Raw genomic sequence first — 16,950 nt, 5'->3', positions numbered from 1 at the left:
CCAAGCCCCCGCGCGGATCGGGTCAGTCCTTCTCCCAGCCCGAGTGGAGGCGGGATTTGACGTCGTCGGGCGGGAGGAACTTGGACCAGCGCTCGGGGAACTCGGAGGGCATGTCGGGGTCGTCCTCGTCGACGTCCTCGGCTTCGGCGCGGACGCGGGCGACGAGTTCGGCGGCCTGGATGGCGCGGGCGCGTTCGTTGGCCTCGCGGGCGGCGGCGGTGGCGACGGAGGGCCAGACGCGGTCGATGGCGGCGTTCACGGCGGCGCCGACGAGGACGGCGAAGGCGGAGATGCCGATCCAGAGGAGGACGGCGATGGGGGCGGCGAGGGAGCCGTAGATGGTGGGGCCCTCGACCTGGCTGGTGAGGTAGATGCGCAGCAGGAAGCTGCCCAGGGTCCACATGGCGAGGGCGACGAGGGCGCCGGGGATGTCCTCGATCCACGGCGATCTGACGGGCACGGACACGTGGTAGAGGGTGGTGAGGAAGGCGATGGAGAGCAGGGTGACGACCGGCCAGTAGAGGACGGCGACGACCTCGGTGCCCCAGGGGACGAGTTCGACGACCCGGTCCGGGCCGACGACGGCGAGTGGCAGGACGACGGCGCCGATGAGCAGCGCCACGATGTAGAGGAGCAGGGCGAGGAGCCGGGTCTTGACGATGCCTCGGTGGCCGTCGAGGCCGTACATGACGGTGATGGTGTCGATGAAGACGTTCACCGCGCGGGAGCCGGACCAGAGGGCGATGGCGAAGCCGAGGGAGATCAGCTCGGGCCGTTTGCCCTGGGTGATGTCGTCGAGGAGGGGTTCGGCGATCTCGCGGACGCCCCGGTCGGAGAGGACCGTGCCGGCCGCGTGGAGGATGTTCTCCCTGATGCTGGCGACGGTGTCGGTGTTGGTCCAGTCGTCGGCGTACCCGAGGACGGCGATCAGGCCGAGGAGCAGGGGCGGCAGGGACAGCAGCGTGAAGAACGCGGCCTCGGCGGCGAGGCCGAGGATCCGGTACTCGATGCACGAGTTGACGGTGTCCTTGAGGAGCAGCCAGACCATCTTCCGCTTCGAGACGTTGCGGTAGAGGACGCGCGCGCGGTGGAGCCTGCTCCAGGGCCGCCGCTCGGGCCGTTCGGGTGTTTCGCTTGCTGCCTGCACCTGCTTACCGTATCGGCATGTCAGGGAGCACCCACACAGTGACCAACCAGGCTCCGCCCCTGGTGGGATACGACGTCTTTGCGTGCGATCGGGCGCTGGCGGAGGCGGTCGAGCGGCACCTCGCCCCGGAGCTCCTCGCGGAGGCGCGGGAGGAGCTGAGCCTGCTGGGCCGGGCGTCGGGGTCGGAGCAGGTACGGGAGTGGGGCGAGCTGGCCAACGCCTTCCCGCCCCGGCTGCGGACCCATGACCGGTACGGCCACCGGATCGACGAGGTCGAGTTCCATCCGGCCTGGCACCGGCTCCTCGGCCGCTCGGTGGCCGCCGGACTCACCGACGCGTGGGGCCGTCCGGGTGGTCATGTGCGGCGGGCCGCCGGTTTCCTGGTGGCCTCGCAGCCGGAGGCGGGGCACGGCTGCCCGCTGTCGATGACGCACGCGGCGGTGCCGGCCCTGCGGGCCGAGCCGGAGCTCGCGGCCGTCTGGGAGCCGGCGGCGACCTCGCACGTGTACGAGCGGGCGCTCGCGCCGGTCGCGGAGAAGCCGGGCGTGCTGCTCGGCATGGCGATGACGGAGAAGCAGGGCGGCAGCGACGTACGGGCGAACACGACGGAGGCCCGGCCCCTCGCGGTCGACGGCGAGTACGTCCTGACGGGGCACAAGTGGTTCTGCTCGGCCCCCATGTCGGACGCCTTCCTGGTCCTCGCGCAGGCTCCGGCCGGGCTGACCTGCTTCCTGGTGCCCCGGGTCCTCGCGGACGGCTCGCGCAATCCCTTCGCGCTCCAGCGCCTCAAGGACAAGCTGGGCAACCGCTCGAACGCCTCCGCCGAGGTGGAGTTCGACGGGGCGACCTGGGCGCGCCGGGTCGGCGAGGAGGGCCGCGGGCTCCGCACGATCATGGGCATGGTGGCGGCGACCCGCCTCGACTGCGTCCTCGGTTCGGCGGCGCTGATGCGGCAGGCGGTGGCCCAGGCCGTGCACCACTGCGCGTACCGCGAGGCGTTCGGCGGCCCGCTGATCGAGAAGCCGCTGATGCGGAACGTGCTGGCCGACCTCGCCCTGGAGTCGGAGGCGGCCACGGCCCTCGGCATGCGTCTGGCAGCGGCCTACGACGCCGACACCCCGGAGGAACGTGCTCTGCTTCGTATCGCCGTTCCGGCGGCCAAGTACTGGGTGACCAAGCGCTGTACGCCGATGGTGGCCGAGGCCCTCGAATGCCTGGGCGGCAACGGGTACGTGGAGGAGTCCGGGATGCCCCGGCTGCTGCGCGAGTCGCCGCTCAACTCCGTCTGGGAGGGCTCGGGCAACGTGCAGGCGCTCGACGTGGTGCGCGCGCTCAGGACCGGTCCGGAGGTCCTCGACGCCTTCCTCCGTGAGGTGGGTGCGGCGCGCGGCGCGGACCACCGGCTGGACCGGGCCATCCGCGGCCTCCTGGTCGAACTGTCCGACCTGGACGGCATCGAGGCGCGCGCCCGGCGGCTCGTGGAGCGCCTGGCGCTGGTCCTGCAGGGCTCGCTGCTCGTGCGCTGGGCGCCGCCGGAGGTGGCCGACGCGTTCTGCGCCGGGCGGCTGGGCGGGGACGGAGGTGCGGCCTTCGGCACGCTGCCGCACACCCTGGACCTGCGGGCGCTGGTGGAGCGGGCGCGGGCGGTGGTGTGACGTTCCGGGGGGGCTCGGGGCCCGGCCGGATACGGGGCTTGGGCCGCGCGTACCAGGGGTGGACTCGGGGGGCCGGTCGGCCTGCCCGGGTCGGCACGCGCGGAAAAGCGGGGGTGGTGCTGCGCCGACACGGCACCACCCGCCGCTGTGTCCACCCTCGCCCAGGGCGCCGGGGGGTCGCCAGAGTTGCAAAGGGTTGCAGGATTGTGCGAACCGGGCCTCGCGGGCGGGTTCAGGACGGCACGATGGGCACCGACACTCCGGACATCTGCCCTGTGCAGAACCGATACAGCATGCCGGGTGGCTGGGAGAGACCGATGAAGAACACGCAGCTCGACATGAGGCGCCTCGCCTCCATGGACGCCGCCCAGGCCACCCGACTGCTGCACCGGGTGCGCGAGGAGACCCTGGCGGGCCGTACGCCCCCGATCGCGCCCCGCCCGGTGATCGACGCGTCCTGGCAGCGGATGGCCCGGCTCGGTCTCGACCCGGACCAGGGCACGAGCAGCGTGCTGCTCCAGCGGGACGAGCTGGAGAAGCGGCGCAGGACGACGCTGCTGTCCGAAGTGATGCAGACGCTGAGCGGCGGGCTCGCCGGGATCGCGGACGCCTCCCTCCAGATCATGGTCGTCACCGACGAGCAGGGCCGGGTGCTGTGGCGCCAGGGGAACCCGGCGGTGCTGCGGAAGGCGAACGGCATCTGCCTGGAGGAGGGCGCGGCCTGGTCCGAGCACACCACCGGCACCAACGCGGTGGGCACCGCCCTCGCCATGGGCCGCGCCGTCCAGGTGCACTCGGCCGAGCACTACGTCCAGGCGCTGCACAACTGGACCTGCGCCGCCGCTCCCGTGCACGACCCGCGCGACCAGCGGCTCCTCGGCATCCTGGACGTCAGCGGTCCGGCGTCGAGCTTCCATCCGGCGATGCTGGCGCTCGTCGGCTCGGTGGCGCAGCTCGCCGAGGCGGAGATGCGGGAGCGGCACCGCGGGTCGATCGAGCGGCTGCGGGCGGTGGCCGCGCCGATCCTGTGCCGGGTGGGCGGCCGGGCGGTCGCGGTGGACGCGCACGGCTGGACGGCCGCGGTGACCGGGCTCGCGCCGGTGGACCGGATCGCGCTGCCCAAGTCCTTCCGGGCGGGCCGGGTCTGGCTGCCGTCCCTGGGGGTGTGCGCGGTGGAGCCGCTGCCGGGCGGCTGGCTGCTGCGGGTCGAGGAGGAGACCCGGCCCGTGGATCCCGGCGCGGAGGCGGCGAGCCGGGTGGTGCTCGACCTGAGCCGGCCGCGCCGCTGGACCGTGGCCGTCTCGGGGGACGCGGGCAGCTGGCAGCAGGAGCTGAGCCCCCGGCACGCCGAGCTCCTCTACGTCCTCGCGCTGCACCCCGACGGGCGGACCGCGGCGGAGCTGGCGGAGGACGTCTTCGGGGACCGTACGAGGACGGTCACCGTCCGGGCCGAGATGTCCCGGGTGCGGCGGAACCTCGCCGGAGTCCTGGCGCACCGCCCGTACCGCTTCCGCGAGGAGGTGGCGGTGCGGGTGCTGCGGCCCGAGCACCCGGGCGACCTGCTGCCGCACTCCACCGCCCCCGCCGTCCGGGCGGCCCGCACGCCGACCGTCCCCTGATCCGCTTCAGGACGCCAGCTGCTGGAAGAGCGTGCCGATCTTCTTCTGGTCCGCCACCAGCGGCAGGGTGTCGAAGTACAGCTCCCACTCGCCGCCCGGGCCGAAGCGCTCCACGATCCCGAACGGGATGCCGGTGCGGGTCGCGGTGCCGTCGGTGACGGAGGCGGTGCCGTGCCATTCGACGTAGGTGGTGGTCTCGCCGACGGCGACCTGGCCGGCCTTGAGGCTGAGGTCGGCGGTGGCGAAGAGGCGCTCCAGGTAGGCGCGCTTGCCGGCCTCGGTGGCGAGCGGGGCGCCGAGGCCGGGGCCGGTGAGGCGCGCGCCTCGGGTGCGGGCGAGGAGCGCGTCGGTGTCCTCGGCGTTCCAGGCGGCGAGCCGCCCGGGCAGCTCCCCGGCGCGGGGGCCGCCCGGGGTGCCGGCCGGGACCGGGTCGCCGTTCCCGGGGGCCGCCGGGTCGGCGACGCCCTCGAAGAGCGGTGCGGGGGCCGTCCCGGGCAGCGTGTCCTGGAAGAGGACGGCGCGGTCGTAGTAGCGGCGGGCCTGGAGGGTGCGGCCCTCGTCGCCGAGGACGTTCCGGGCGATCTGCGGGTAGGCGACGGTCCGGCCCTTCAGGGTGACCTCGTTCCACTGCCCGAACATCACGGTGCTGCCGTCGGCGACGACGTCCGTGCCCCGGTAGCGGAGGCCGGGCGCGAGGGCCAGGGAGCCGGTGATGGAGGTGCCGATGGTGGTGTGGCCGCGCTGCGCGGCGCCGCCGGCCTCCCAGAGGGTGGCCTCGGGGTCGAAGATGTCGAGGTAGGCCCGGACCCGGGGGTGGGTGAGGTCGCCGGGCGCCGGCGGGGTGCCGGTCGGCAGCTCGCCGAAGGTGATCTGCCGCTCCATGAAGGCGCAGGCGTTGGGGGTGATCCGGCCTTCGAGGCGCTCGACCTTCTCCCGCGCGGCCGGGCAGTCGAACCGCGCCGCCGTCGCGGCCCCGCCCGGCAGTGCCTCGGCCGCCGTCACGGTGACGGCCGCCCCCGCGACGATCGCCGTCGCCATCGCGATGCCCACCAGTCCCCGTCGACCCGTACCCATGTCGTACCCCTCGCGTCGTTCACCGCCGGGTGCGGCCCTGTGCCGTCCCGGTGTGATCACCCTGCCGGGAGGCCGGTGCGGGGGTCGATTACCTCGGAGGTCATGCGGCCGCCCCGTGCCCCGTACGAGGTGCCGGGCCCTCCGGGCCGGGTGTCCGCATGACGGACGGCTTGTCCGCCAGGACCGAACAGGGTGGGAATCCGGCGCTCCGCATGATCCGATGGTCCTATGAGCATCACTCTCACCACCTGGTCCCTCGAACAGACGGCGCCGACCGACCTCGTCCCCGCCCGCGTCCCGGAGGGCGACGGCCTCACGATCGCCCGTGCCGAGGTGCCCTCGGCCGAGTACAGCCGCTTCCTCTACACGGCGGTCGGTGGCGACATCCGCTGGAACGACCGCCTGGGGCTCACGTACAAGGAGTGGCAGGCGATCGTCGAGAAGCCGGGCGCCGAGATCTGGGTGGCGTACGACCGGGGGACGCCGGCCGGATACGTGGAGCTCGACCCGCAGGACGACGGCGTCGTGGAGATCGTCTACTTCGGCCTCATCCCCGCCTTCCGAGGGCAGGGCATCGGCGGCCACCTCCTCACCGAGGGCGTGCGGCGCGCCTGGGACCTGGCGGACCGCTGGCCGGGGCGCGAGGAGACGAAGAAGGTCTGGCTGCACACCTGCTCGCTCGACGGCCCGCACGCGATGGCCAACTACCAGCGGCGCGGCTTCCGGCTCTTCGACACCAAGGTGGAGGAAGTGGCGGAGTCGGAGAACCCCGGCCCCTGGCCTGGGGCGTACGCCTGATCCGTACGAAACGCCACGAAGGGGCCCCCGACGGGGCCCCTTTCGCGTGACCCAGAACACAACATCTCACCCAGCGAGACATCTACGTCCAAATCCTGGACGATGCTGGACTGGGTCCAAAGTCCCGTGACACGCTTCCGTCATGTCTGGAACTGGAATTGCCTTGGTGAGTCGGCGGCACGTCGACCTCGGCCGCATGTCCAGCGCCATCTGTCCGGTGCGCTGAGAGAACCAGCACCGCCGCGATTCTCTTTCAGCCCCCACTCTGCCCCACCCTGCTGCGCACTGACGCGCCACCCTCTGACCTGAGCGCGAGTGTGCAGGTCAGAGCCGCCCTCTCGCAGTCCCGAAGGACAAAACGCCATGGCCGCCACCCCGGAAAACCCCACTCCCGCCGCCGCCCGCCGCAAGCCCGGGCGCCACCGTGGCGAGGGTCAGTGGGCCGTGGGGCACCTCACCCCGCTGAACGGCAATGAGCAGTTCAAGAAGGACGACGACGGTCTCAATGTGCGGACACGTATTGAGACGGTCTACTCGAAGCGCGGCTTCGACTCCATCGACCCCAACGACCTGCGCGGACGCATGCGCTGGTGGGGCCTCTACACCCAGCGCAAGCAGGGTCTGGACGGCACCAAGACGGGCGTTCTGGAGCCGGAGGAGCTGGACGACGAGTACTTCATGCTCCGCGTCCGGATCGACGGCGGCCGGCTGACCACCGAGCAGCTCCGGGTCATCGGCGAGATCTCCGAGGAGTTCGCCCGCGGCACCGCAGACATCACGGACCGGCAGAACATCCAGTACCACTGGATCCGCATCGAGGACGTCCCCGAGATCTGGAACCGCCTGGAGGCGGTCGGCCTGTCGACCACCGAGGCCTGCGGCGACACCCCGCGTGTCATCCTCGGCTCGCCCGTGGCCGGCATCGCCGCCGACGAGATCATCGACGGCACGCCCGCCATCGACGAGATCCAGCGCCGGATCGTCGGCAACAAGGACTTCTCCAACCTGCCCCGCAAGTTCAAGTCCGCGGTCTCCGGCTCGCCGCTGCTCGACGTGGCGCACGAGATCAACGACATCGCCTTCGTCGGCGTACGGCACCCGGAGCACGGCCCCGGCTTCGACGTCTGGGTCGGCGGCGGTCTCTCCACCAACCCGAAGCTCGGCGTCCGCCTCGGCACCTGGGTCTCCCTCGACGAGGTCCCGGACGTCTACGAGGGCGTCATCTCGATCTTCCGCGACTACGGCTACCGCCGGCTGCGCAACCGCGCCCGCCTGAAGTTCCTCGTCGCCGACTGGGGCCCGGAGAAGTTCCGCCAGGTCCTGGAGGACGAGTACCTGAAGCGCAAGCTGACGGACGGCCCGGCCCCCGAGCAGCCCGCCGGCCAGTGGCGCGACCACGTCGGCGTCCACCGCCAGAACGACGGCCGCTTCTACGTCGGCTTCGCGCCGCGCGTCGGCCGCGTCGACGGTGCGACCCTGACGAAGATCGCCGAGATCGCCGAGACGCACGGCTCCGGCCGCGTCCGCACCACCGCCGAGCAGAAGATGCTCGTCCTCGACGTCGAGGAGGCGCAGGTCGACGGCATCGTCTCCGCCCTCGAGGCGCTGGACCTGCGCGTCACCCCCTCGCCGTTCCGGCGCGGCACGATGGCCTGCACCGGCATCGAGTTCTGCAAGCTCGCGATCGTCGAGACGAAGGGCCGCGGCTCCTCGCTCATCGACGAACTGGAGCGCCGCATCCCGGAGTTCGACGAGCCGCTGACCATCAACATCAACGGCTGCCCGAACGCCTGCGCCCGCATCCAGGTCGCCGACATCGGCCTCAAGGGCCAGCTGGTCCTGGACGACGAGGGCAACCGCGTCGAGGGCTACCAGGTGCACCTGGGCGGCGCCCTCGGCCTGGAGGCCGGCTTCGGCCGCAAGGTCCGCGGCCTCAAGGTCACCGCGGCCGAGCTCCCCGACTACGTGGAGCGCGTCCTCAAGCGCTTCCAGGCGGAGCGCGAGGACGGCGAGCGCTTCGCCACCTGGACCGCCCGCGCCTCGGAGGAAGCCCTCTCATGAGCGAGCGAGCCGCCCCGTTCTTCTGCCCCTACTGCGGCGACGAGGACCTGCGTCCGAACGAGCAGGGTCACGGCGCGTGGGAATGCGCAGCGTGCAGCCGAGCCTTCCAGTTGAAGTTCCTGGGGCTGCTCGCCCCGGCGACTTCGGGCAACACCCCTGGGAGGGAAGAGATATGACGATCACTCAGCACGAAGAGGGCCAGGAAGCCACCCCGGCCGACCTCAAGGCACTCGCCGAGCAGGCCGGCCGTGATCTGGAGGACGCCACCGCCCTGGAGATCCTCCGCTGGGCCGTGGACACCTTCGGCGACCGCTTCTGCGTCACCTCCTCCATGGAGGACGCGGTCGTCGCCCACCTGGCCTCCCGGGTCCGCCCGGGCGTGGACGTCGTCTTTCTCGACACCGGCTACCACTTCGAGGAGACCATCGGCACCCGCGACGCCGTGGACGCCGTGATGGACGTCAACGTCATCACGCTGACCCCGCGTCAGACGGTGGCCGAGCAGGACGCGGAGTACGGCCCCAAGCTGCACGACCGCAACCCCGACCTGTGCTGCGCGCTGCGCAAGGTCAAGCCGCTGGAGGAGGGCCTGACCGCGTACGGCGCGTGGGCCACCGGACTGCGCCGCGACGAGTCCCCGACCCGGGCGAACACCCCGGTCGTCGGCTGGGACGAGAAGCGGCAGAAGGTCAAGGTCTCCCCCATCGCCCGCTGGACGCAGGAGGACGTCGACGCGTACGTCATGGAGCACGGGGTCCTCACCAACCCGCTCCTGATGGACGGTTACGCCTCCGTCGGCTGCGCCCCCTGCACCCGCCGCGTCCTGGAGGGCGAGGACGCCCGCGCCGGACGCTGGGCGGGCCGCGCCAAGACCGAATGCGGGATCCACGGCTGATGACCACCACCCCTCAGACCTCCCCCACCTCCCAGGAGAACCACGTGACCGGTGCCACCATCTGGCTCACCGGCCTGCCGAGCGCCGGTAAGACGACCATCGCGTACGAGCTGGCCGGCCGGCTGCGCGAGGAGGGCCACCGCGTCGAGATCCTCGACGGCGACGAGATCCGCGAGTTCCTCTCGGCGGGCCTCGGCTTCACCCGCGAGGACCGGCACACCAACGTGCAGCGCATCGGCTTCGTCGCCGAGCTGCTCGCCTCGCACGGCGTGAAGGTCCTGGTGCCGGTCATCGCCCCGTACGCCGACAGCCGCGAGGCGGTCCGCAAGCGCCACCAGGCCGAGGGCACCCCCTTCTTCGAGGTGCACGTGGCCACCCCGGTGGAGGTCTGCTCGGACCGTGACGTCAAGGGCCTCTACGCCAAGCAGGCGGCGGGCGAGATCTCCGGCCTCACCGGCGTCGACGACCCGTACGAGGCGCCCGAGACGCCCGATCTGCGGATCGAGTCCCAGAACCAGACCGTGCAGGAGTCCGCGGCGCAGCTCCACGCGTCGCTCACCGAGAGGGGTCTGCTGTGACCACCGTTGCCCATGCTCACGACACCACGGACAGTCCGTTCGCGCTGTCGCACCTGGACTCCCTGGAGTCCGAGGCCGTCCACATCTTCCGTGAGGTGGCGGGCGAGTTCGAGCGGCCGGTGATCCTCTTCTCCGGCGGCAAGGACTCCATCGTCATGCTGCACCTGGCGCTGAAGGCCTTCGCCCCCGCGCCGGTCCCCTTCACGCTCCTGCACGTCGACACCGGGCACAACTTCCCCGAGGTCCTCGCCTACCGCGACCGCGTGGTGGCCGAGCACGGGCTGCGCCTGCACGTCGCCTCCGTCCAGGACTACATCGACGCCGGAAAGCTGCGCGAGCGTCCGGACGGGACCCGTAACCCGCTCCAGACCGTCCCGCTGACCGAGGCCATCCAGGAGCACCGCTTCGACGCGGTGTTCGGCGGCGGCCGCCGCGACGAGGAGAAGGCCCGGGCCAAGGAGCGCGTCTTCTCCCTGCGCGACGAGTTCTCCCAGTGGGACCCGCGCCGGCAGCGCCCCGAGCTGTGGCAGCTCTACAACGGCCGGCACGCTCCGGGCGAGCACGTCCGTGTCTTCCCGCTCTCCAACTGGACCGAGCTGGACGTCTGGCAGTACATCGCCCGCGAGGGCATCGAGCTGCCGGAGATCTACTTCGCCCACGAGCGCGAGGTCTTCGCCCGCAACGGCATGTGGCTGACCGCCGGCGACTGGGGTGGCCCGAAGGACACCGAGACGGTCGAGAAGCGGCTGATCCGCTACCGCACCGTCGGTGACATGTCCTGCACCGGTGCCGTCGACTCCGACGCCACCACGCTCGACGCCGTCATCGCCGAGATCGCCGCCTCCCGCCTCACCGAGCGGGGCGCCACCCGCGCCGACGACAAGATGTCCGAGGCCGCGATGGAAGACCGCAAGCGCGAAGGGTACTTCTAATGAGCACGTCCACCGAGCAGTTCGCCGACGTCTCGGCCACCACCCTGCTGCGTTTCGCCACCGCCGGTTCCGTCGACGACGGCAAGTCCACGCTGGTGGGCCGGCTGCTGCACGACTCCAAGTCGGTCCTCACGGACCAGCTGGAGGCCGTCGAGGCCGCGTCCATCAAGCGCGGTCAGGAGGCGCCGGACCTGGCGCTGCTGACCGACGGCCTGCGGGCCGAGCGCGAGCAGGGCATCACCATCGACGTGGCCTACCGCTACTTCGCGACCGCCCGCCGCCGGTTCATCCTCGCCGACACCCCCGGCCACGTGCAGTACACCCGGAACATGGTCACCGGCGCCTCCACCGCCGAGCTGGCCGTGGTCCTCGTCGACGCCCGCAACGGCGTCGTCGAGCAGACCCGCCGGCACGCCGCCGTCGCCGCCCTCCTGCGCGTCCCGCACGTCGTCCTCGCCGTGAACAAGATGGACCTCGTCGACTACGCCGAGCCCGTCTTCGCCGCCATCGCCGAGGAGTTCACGACGTACGCCTCCGAGCTGGGCGTCCCGGAGATCACCGCGATCCCGATCTCGGCGCTCGCCGGCGACAACGTCGTGGAGCCGTCCGCGCACATGGACTGGTACGGCGGCCCGACGGTCCTGGAGCACCTGGAGACCGTCCCGGTCAGCCACGACCTGACGGCCTGCCACGCGCGCTTCCCGGTCCAGTACGTGATCCGGCCGCAGACCGCCGAGCACCCGGACTACCGGGGCTACGCGGGCCAGATCGCGGCCGGCGCGTTCCGGGTCGGCGAGCAGGTCACCGTACTGCCCTCCGGCAAGACCTCCACGATCAGCGGGATCGACGCGCTCGGCGAGTCCGTGGACATCGCCTGGGCCCCGCAGTCGGTCACCATCCGGCTCGCCGACGACATCGACATCTCGCGCGGCGATCTGATCGCCCCGGTCGGTGACGCCCCGGCGACCAGCCAGGACGTCGAGGCGACGGTCTGCCACGTGGCCGACCAGCCGCTCTCGGTGGGCCAGCGGGTGCTGCTCAAGCACACCACCCGCACGGTCAAGGCGATCGTCAAGGAGATCCCCTCGCGGCTGACCCTGGACGACCTCTCCCAGCACCCGAACCCCGGGCAGCTGGTCGCCAACGACATCGGCCGGGTGGTCGTGCGTACGGCCGAGCCGCTCGCGCTCGACTCGTACGCGGACTCCCGGCGCACCGGATCGTTCCTCCTGATCGACCCGGCGGACGGCACCACACTCGCGGCGGGCATGGCGGGCGAGTCCTTCGCCACGGCCAAGGCCGTCGTCGCGGTGGACGAAGAAGAAGGGTGGGACTTCTGAGATGAGCCAGGACTTCTACGCCACCTTCGCGAAGGAGGGCGGCCGAGTCGGTTCCGGCGCCCTCGGCGCGGGCCGGGGAGGTGTCGCGCGATGTGCGTGCTGACCTCGATGCGCCGCATGAGCGGCGCGACACGGCTCCACCCGCTCCACCCCGAAAGACATAAACGCAGACTTCGCTGAGAAGCTGAATCGAGGGGAACACTTCCCGTGCCTGCCACCACCCGTACCACCCTGCGCCGCGGCATCGCCGCCGCCGCCGCCCTTCCGCTGCTGATCGGCGCGCTCGCCTCCTGCGGCTACGGCTCCGAGGCCAAGAACGACGAGAAGAAGAACGTGTCCGCCGAGGGAGCCAAGAAGCTCTCCGCCGACACCGTACGGCTCGGGTACTTCCCCAACCTCACGCACGCCACCGCGCTCGTCGGTGACCAGGAGGGCATCCTCCAGAAGGAGCTGGGCGGCACGAAGCTGGTGCCCACCACCTTCAACGCGGGCCCGTCCGAGATCGAGGCGCTGAACGCCGGCTCGATCGACATCGGCTTCATCGGCCCCTCGCCGTCCATCAACGGCTACGTCAAGACCAAGGGCACCAACCTCCGCATCGTCGGCGGCGCCGCCTCCGGTGGCGTGAAGCTCGTGGTCAACCCGGCGAAGATCAAGACCCTGGACGACCTCAAGGGCAAGAAGATCGCCACCCCGCAGCTCGGCAACACCCAGGACGTGGCCTTCCTCAACTGGATCTCCGAGAAGGGCTGGAAGGTCGACGCCCAGAGCGGCAAGGGCGACGTCTCCGTGGTCCGCACGGACAACAAGGTCACCCCGAACGCCTACTCCTCCGGCGCCATCGACGGTGCCTGGGTGCCCGAGCCGACCGCGTCGAAGCTGGTCAGCGAAGGGGCGAAGGTCCTGCTCGACGAGTCCGACCTGTGGCCGGACAAGAAGTTCGTCATCACGAACATCATCGTGTCGCAGAAGTTCCTCAACGAGCACCCGGACGTCGTCGAGGCGTTCCTGCGCGGTTCGGTGAAGACCAACGAGTGGATCAACGCCAACCCGGACAAGGCGAAGGCCTCGGCCAACGCCAAGCTGAAGGACCTCTCCGGCAAGGCGCTCGGCGCCAAGGTGATCGACGCGGCCTGGCCGTCCATCCAGTTCACCAACGACCCGCTGGCGGCCACCCTCCAGGCCCAGGCCGATCACGCGGTGAAGGCCGGTCTCCTGAAGCAGCCCGAGCTGAGCGGCATCTACGACCTGAAGCAGCTCAACAAGGTCCTGAAGGCCGCGGGCCAGCCCGAGGTCTCCGACGCCGGTCTCGGCGCCAAGTAAGACGTCCGCAGCTCAACCCAGGAGGTGACGACCATGGCCACGACCACGACGCTCGCCAAGGCCGAGGACCGCGCCGAGGCTCCCGGTCACGCCGCGCGCATCGCGCACGTCTCGAAGTCCTTCGGCGGGCCCTCCGGTGGGCAGCTCGTCCTCGACGACATCTCGCTCGATGTCGCCCCGGGCGAGTTCGTCACCCTCCTGGGCGCCTCGGGCTGCGGCAAGTCCACCCTGCTCAACCTGGTCGCGGGACTCGACCGGCCGTCCGCGGGGTCCATCGAGACCCCCGGCGGCCGGCCGGCCCTGATGTTCCAGGAGCACGCCCTCTTCCCGTGGCTCACCGCGGGCAAGAACATCGAACTCGCCCTGCGGCTGCGCGGGGTGCCCAAGGCCGAGCGGCGCACCGAGACCGAGCGGCTGCTCGAGCTGGTCCGCCTCGGCGGCTCGTACGACAAGCGGGTCCACGAACTGTCCGGCGGCATGCGCCAGCGGGTCGCCCTGGCCCGGGCGCTCGCCCAGGACAGCGACCTGCTCCTGATGGACGAGCCGTTCGCCGCGCTCGACGCCATCACCCGGGACGTCCTGCACGACGAGCTGACCCGGATCTGGCGGGAGACGAAGCTGTCGGTGCTCTTCGTCACCCACAACGTCCGCGAGGCCGTGCGCCTCGCCGAGCGCGTCGTCCTCCTGTCGTCCCGGCCGGGCCGGATCGCCCACGAGTGGACGATCGACATCCCGCAGCCGCGCCGCATCGAGGACGCCGACGTCGCGGAACTGTCCCTTGAGATCACCGAGCACCTCCGTGGGGAGATCCGCCGTCATGGCCAGCACTGATACCGCCGCCACCGCCGTCAAGGCCGACGACCTGGCCGGGCTCGAAGCCGGCCTGGACGCCCTCGACAGCGTGCAGATCCGCCGGACCCCGGTCCGCGAGGTCCTGGTCAAGAAGGTGCTTCCGCCCTTCATCGCCGTCGCGCTCGTCCTGGTGGTCTGGCAGCTCCTCGTCACCTTCGAGGTCACGGACTCGTACAAGCTCCCCGCGCCCTCCGAGGTGTGGGACAGCCTGGCGGCCATGTGGAAGGAGGGGACGCTCCTCAGCGTCCTGTGGACCAGCGTGTCCCGGGCCCTGTACGGCTTCGTCCTCGCCCTCGCCATCGGCACCCCGCTCGGACTGCTCGTCTCCCGCGTGAGGTTCGTGCGGGCGGCGATCGGCCCGATCCTCGCGGGCCTCCAGTCGCTGCCGTCGGTCGCCTGGGTGGCGCCCGCCGTCCTGTGGCTCGGCCTGAACGACAGCATGATGTACGCGGTGATCCTGCTCGGCGCCGTCCCGTCGATCGCCAACGGCCTCGTCGCCGGCGTCGACCAGGTCCCGCCGCTCTTCCTGCGCGCGGGCCAGACGCTCGGCGCGACGGGGCTCAAGGGCGCCTGGTACATCGTGATGCCGGCCGCGCTGCCCGGCTACCTGGCCGGTCTCAAGCAGGGCTGGGCGTTCTCCTGGCGTTCGCTGATGGCCGCGGAGATCATCGCGTCCTCTCCCGACCTGGGCCTCGGCCTCGGCCAGCTCCTGGAGAACGGCCGCAACAACATCGACATGGCCGGCATCTTCCTGGCGATCATCCTGATCCTGATCGTCGGCATCGCCATCGACCTGCTCATCTTCAGCCCGCTGGAGCGCGCGGTGCTCCGCCGCCGCGGCCTGCTCACGAAGGCCTGAGCCCCACGCCATGAACCGTCCCGTCCTCCTCGTCGTCGCCCACGGCAGCCGCGACCCGCGGCACGCGGCGACCGTCCAGGCGCTGGTGCGCCGGGCCGGTGCGCTGCGGCCGGGGCTGCGCGTGGAGACGGCGTTCCTGGAGTTCAACCTGCCGTCGGTGCCGGGGGTGCTCGACCGGCTCGTCGCCGAGGGGGTGCGGGAGGTGGTGGCGCTGCCGCTGCTGCTGACCCGCGCCTTCCACGCGAAGGCCGACATCCCCGCCGTACTGCGCCAGGCTCCCCCGTCCCTGGACATCCGCCAGGCGGAGGTGCTCGGGCCCTCGCCGCTGCTGCTCGCGGCGGTGGAACGGCGGCTGTACGAGGCGGGGCTCACGCCCGCCGACAAGGGCTCGACCGGGGTCGTCCTGGCCTCGGCGGGCTCCACAGACCCGGAGGCGATCGCGGTGATCGCAGAAACGGCGCGGGAGCTGCGGCGCACCGGTTGGTGCTCCGTGCGGCCCGCTTTCGCCTCCGCATCCCTTCCGCGTACGGAGGACGCCGTACGGGCGCTGCGCGCCGAGCCGGGCGTCCGGCGGGTGGCCGTCGCCCCGTACGTCATCGCCCCCGGCCGGCTCCCGGACCGCATCGCGGCGGGCGCGGCGGAGGCCGATGTCCTGGCCGGTGTCCTCGGTCCCTCGCCCGAGCTGGCGCGGCTGCTCCTGGAGCGGTACGACGGCGCTCGGGCGGCGCGGTGGCCGGTGGCCCGTACCGCCTGAGGCCCCCTTTCCCGGATGCGAGGAAGATCACGGCTCCAACCGTGCATCCATACAGCCCCCTTGAGCGTCTTGTGTGCGCGGGTCCGTCACGGACCCGCGCACACCGACTCCTACCAAGGGCAGAACACTTTGCTGACTTCGTCACTCCGCGTGCGCGGTGCCGTGACCGTCTCCCTCACGGCCTCGGCCGTACTGGCCGGAGGTCTCTTCGCCGGCCAGGCTCACGCCGCGCCGGCCGTCCCGTCGATCACCGCCCCCGGCGGCTTCGTCATGAACAACGGGACGGGCGCCACGCTGTACGGGAAGGCCGCGGACACCCGCCGCTCGACCGGTTCCACCACGAAGATCATGACCGCGAAGGTGGTGCTGGCTCAGCGCGGCCTGAACCTCGACGCCAAGGTCACCATCGACAAGGCGTATAGCGACTACATCGTCGCCAAGGGCGCCTCGTCCGCCCGGCTGATCGTCGGCGACAAGGTGACCGTCCGCCAGCTCCTCTACGGCCTGATGCTGCCGTCGGGTTGTGACGCGGCCTACGCGCTGGCCGACAAGTTCGGCACCGGCACCACCCGGGCGGCCCGGGTCAAGTCGTTCATCGGGAAGATGAACGACGAGGCCCGGAAGCTCGGCATGCGGAACACCCACTTCGACTCGTTCGACGGGATAAGCAACGGCAGCAACTACTCCACTCCGCGCGATCTGACGAAGCTCGCGAGCAGTGCGATGAAGGACGCCACGTTCCGCACCGTCGTCAAGACGAAGTCCACCTCGCAGAAGGTGACCACCAAGTCCGGTGGCTACCGCTACATGGCGTGGACCAACACGAACAAGCTCCTCAGCACGTACAGCGGCGCGATCGGTGTGAAGACCGGTTCGGGTCCGCAGGCCAAGTACTGCCTCGTCTTCGCGGCCACCCGCAACGGCAAGACGGTCATCGGCGCGGTGCAGGGCGCTCCGTCCGAGGCGAACCGGGCGGCCGACGTGAAGAAGCTGCTCGACTACGGCTTCGCCCGCTAGCAGCCGGTGGGGCTGCCTCCCGTTCAGGCGGGAGGCGGTCCTGGCC

At 71.5% G+C, this 16,950-nt stretch carries 17 protein-coding genes; 15 read left to right on the top strand and 2 right to left on the bottom strand.

The window, feature by feature from the left end; translation table 11 throughout:
* Nucleotides 1–22 precede the first annotated feature (22 nt).
* Nucleotides 23–1,147: a YihY/virulence factor BrkB family protein gene (locus ACZ7G1_RS35765; protein WP_470878678.1), complete on the bottom strand. Its 1,125-nt coding sequence runs from the start codon at nt 1,145–1,147 to the stop codon at nt 23–25.
* 17 nt (nt 1,148–1,164) lie between these two features.
* Between ACZ7G1_RS35765 and ACZ7G1_RS35760 the strand changes: the two genes are divergently transcribed.
* Nucleotides 1,165–2,802 carry an acyl-CoA dehydrogenase family protein gene (locus tag ACZ7G1_RS35760; RefSeq protein WP_470878676.1) on the top strand — a complete coding sequence of 546 codons (1,638 nt, stop codon included), beginning with the start codon at nt 1,165–1,167 and terminating at the stop codon, nt 2,800–2,802.
* Between the two features lie 317 nt (nt 2,803–3,119).
* Entirely contained in the window at nt 3,120–4,421 is a 1,302-nt protein-coding gene (locus ACZ7G1_RS35755; protein ID WP_470878674.1) for a GAF domain-containing protein, read from the top strand.
* Nucleotides 4,422–4,427: 6 nt separating this feature from the next.
* Here the strand turns inward: ACZ7G1_RS35755 and ACZ7G1_RS35750 are convergent, their stop codons facing one another.
* The gene (locus tag ACZ7G1_RS35750; protein ID WP_470878673.1) at nt 4,428–5,495 is read right to left on the bottom strand and encodes a hypothetical protein; all 1,068 of its coding nucleotides are present in this window, start codon (nt 5,493–5,495) and stop codon (nt 4,428–4,430) included.
* A 228-nt stretch (nt 5,496–5,723) separates the two neighbouring features.
* Between ACZ7G1_RS35750 and ACZ7G1_RS35745 the strand changes: the two genes are divergently transcribed.
* From ACZ7G1_RS35745 to ACZ7G1_RS35685, 13 genes are all read left to right on the top strand, one after another.
* Entirely contained in the window at nt 5,724–6,293 is a 570-nt protein-coding gene (locus ACZ7G1_RS35745) for a GNAT family N-acetyltransferase (protein WP_470878672.1), read from the top strand.
* Between the two features lie 142 nt (nt 6,294–6,435).
* Nucleotides 6,436–6,519, top strand: a complete 84-nt coding sequence (locus tag ACZ7G1_RS35740; protein ID WP_349817346.1) for a putative leader peptide — start codon at nt 6,436–6,438, stop codon at nt 6,517–6,519.
* Nucleotides 6,520–6,656: 137 nt separating this feature from the next.
* Nucleotides 6,657–8,354, top strand: coding sequence for a nitrite/sulfite reductase (locus tag ACZ7G1_RS35735; protein ID WP_470878671.1), 1,698 nt, complete (start codon nt 6,657–6,659; stop codon nt 8,352–8,354).
* The gene (locus ACZ7G1_RS35730; RefSeq protein WP_017238256.1) at nt 8,351–8,530 is read left to right on the top strand and encodes a hypothetical protein; all 180 of its coding nucleotides are present in this window, start codon (nt 8,351–8,353) and stop codon (nt 8,528–8,530) included. The genes ACZ7G1_RS35735 and ACZ7G1_RS35730 overlap by 4 nt, the downstream gene beginning before the upstream one ends.
* Nucleotides 8,527–9,249, top strand: coding sequence for a phosphoadenylyl-sulfate reductase (locus tag ACZ7G1_RS35725; protein WP_470878669.1), 723 nt, complete (start codon nt 8,527–8,529; stop codon nt 9,247–9,249). Before ACZ7G1_RS35730 ends, ACZ7G1_RS35725 begins: the two co-directional genes overlap by 4 nt.
* Nucleotides 9,249–9,827 carry an adenylyl-sulfate kinase gene (gene cysC / locus ACZ7G1_RS35720; protein ID WP_470878668.1) on the top strand — a complete coding sequence of 193 codons (579 nt, stop codon included), beginning with the start codon at nt 9,249–9,251 and terminating at the stop codon, nt 9,825–9,827. Before ACZ7G1_RS35725 ends, cysC begins: the two co-directional genes overlap by 1 nt.
* Nucleotides 9,824–10,759, top strand: coding sequence for a sulfate adenylyltransferase subunit CysD (gene cysD, locus ACZ7G1_RS35715; RefSeq protein WP_470878667.1), 936 nt, complete (start codon nt 9,824–9,826; stop codon nt 10,757–10,759). Before cysC ends, cysD begins: the two co-directional genes overlap by 4 nt.
* On the top strand, nt 10,759–12,099 hold the full coding sequence (locus ACZ7G1_RS35710) for a sulfate adenylyltransferase subunit 1 (RefSeq protein WP_470878666.1): 1,341 nt from the start codon (nt 10,759–10,761) through the stop codon (nt 12,097–12,099). Before cysD ends, ACZ7G1_RS35710 begins: the two co-directional genes overlap by 1 nt.
* A 207-nt stretch (nt 12,100–12,306) precedes the next feature.
* Nucleotides 12,307–13,422 (top strand): aliphatic sulfonate ABC transporter substrate-binding protein, encoded by a 1,116-nt coding sequence (locus tag ACZ7G1_RS35705; RefSeq protein ID WP_470878665.1) that lies wholly within the window; start codon nt 12,307–12,309, stop codon nt 13,420–13,422.
* 33 nt (nt 13,423–13,455) lie between these two features.
* The gene (locus tag ACZ7G1_RS35700; protein ID WP_470878664.1) at nt 13,456–14,253 is read left to right on the top strand and encodes an ABC transporter ATP-binding protein; all 798 of its coding nucleotides are present in this window, start codon (nt 13,456–13,458) and stop codon (nt 14,251–14,253) included.
* Complete coding sequence (locus tag ACZ7G1_RS35695; RefSeq protein ID WP_470878662.1) at nt 14,240–15,133, top strand: ABC transporter permease; 894 nt, start codon at nt 14,240–14,242, stop codon at nt 15,131–15,133. Before ACZ7G1_RS35700 ends, ACZ7G1_RS35695 begins: the two co-directional genes overlap by 14 nt.
* Before the next feature lie 10 nt (nt 15,134–15,143).
* On the top strand, nt 15,144–15,887 hold the full coding sequence (locus tag ACZ7G1_RS35690) for a sirohydrochlorin chelatase (protein WP_470878660.1): 744 nt from the start codon (nt 15,144–15,146) through the stop codon (nt 15,885–15,887).
* A 150-nt stretch (nt 15,888–16,037) separates the two neighbouring features.
* Nucleotides 16,038–16,904, top strand: coding sequence for a D-alanyl-D-alanine carboxypeptidase family protein (locus tag ACZ7G1_RS35685; protein ID WP_470878658.1), 867 nt, complete (start codon nt 16,038–16,040; stop codon nt 16,902–16,904).
* Nucleotides 16,905–16,950: the final 46 nt, after the last annotated feature.

It is taken from the genome of Streptomyces sp. NPDC037273, from assembly GCF_055603625.1.
This window is presented reverse-complemented; position numbering and strand designations above follow the sequence as displayed.

Excerpts from the sequence above, each read along its gene's own strand:
- ACZ7G1_RS35760 (WP_470878676.1), top strand. The coding sequence starts at position 1,165 with ATGTCAGGGAGCACCCACACAGTGACCAACCAGGCTCCGCCCCTGGTG.
- ACZ7G1_RS35755 (WP_470878674.1), top strand. The coding sequence starts at position 3,120 with ATGAAGAACACGCAGCTCGACATGAGGCGCCTCGCCTCCATGGACGCC.
- ACZ7G1_RS35750 (WP_470878673.1), bottom strand. The coding sequence starts at position 5,495 with ATGGGTACGGGTCGACGGGGACTGGTGGGCATCGCGATGGCGACGGCG.
- ACZ7G1_RS35745 (WP_470878672.1), top strand. The coding sequence starts at position 5,724 with ATGAGCATCACTCTCACCACCTGGTCCCTCGAACAGACGGCGCCGACC.
- ACZ7G1_RS35740 (WP_349817346.1), top strand. The coding sequence starts at position 6,436 with ATGTCTGGAACTGGAATTGCCTTGGTGAGTCGGCGGCACGTCGACCTC.
- ACZ7G1_RS35735 (WP_470878671.1), top strand. The coding sequence starts at position 6,657 with ATGGCCGCCACCCCGGAAAACCCCACTCCCGCCGCCGCCCGCCGCAAG.
- ACZ7G1_RS35730 (WP_017238256.1), top strand. The coding sequence starts at position 8,351 with ATGAGCGAGCGAGCCGCCCCGTTCTTCTGCCCCTACTGCGGCGACGAG.
- ACZ7G1_RS35725 (WP_470878669.1), top strand. The coding sequence starts at position 8,527 with ATGACGATCACTCAGCACGAAGAGGGCCAGGAAGCCACCCCGGCCGAC.
- cysC (WP_470878668.1), top strand. The coding sequence starts at position 9,249 with ATGACCACCACCCCTCAGACCTCCCCCACCTCCCAGGAGAACCACGTG.
- ACZ7G1_RS35710 (WP_470878666.1), top strand. The coding sequence starts at position 10,759 with ATGAGCACGTCCACCGAGCAGTTCGCCGACGTCTCGGCCACCACCCTG.
- ACZ7G1_RS35700 (WP_470878664.1), top strand. The coding sequence starts at position 13,456 with ATGGCCACGACCACGACGCTCGCCAAGGCCGAGGACCGCGCCGAGGCT.
- ACZ7G1_RS35695 (WP_470878662.1), top strand. The coding sequence starts at position 14,240 with ATGGCCAGCACTGATACCGCCGCCACCGCCGTCAAGGCCGACGACCTG.
- ACZ7G1_RS35690 (WP_470878660.1), top strand. The coding sequence starts at position 15,144 with ATGAACCGTCCCGTCCTCCTCGTCGTCGCCCACGGCAGCCGCGACCCG.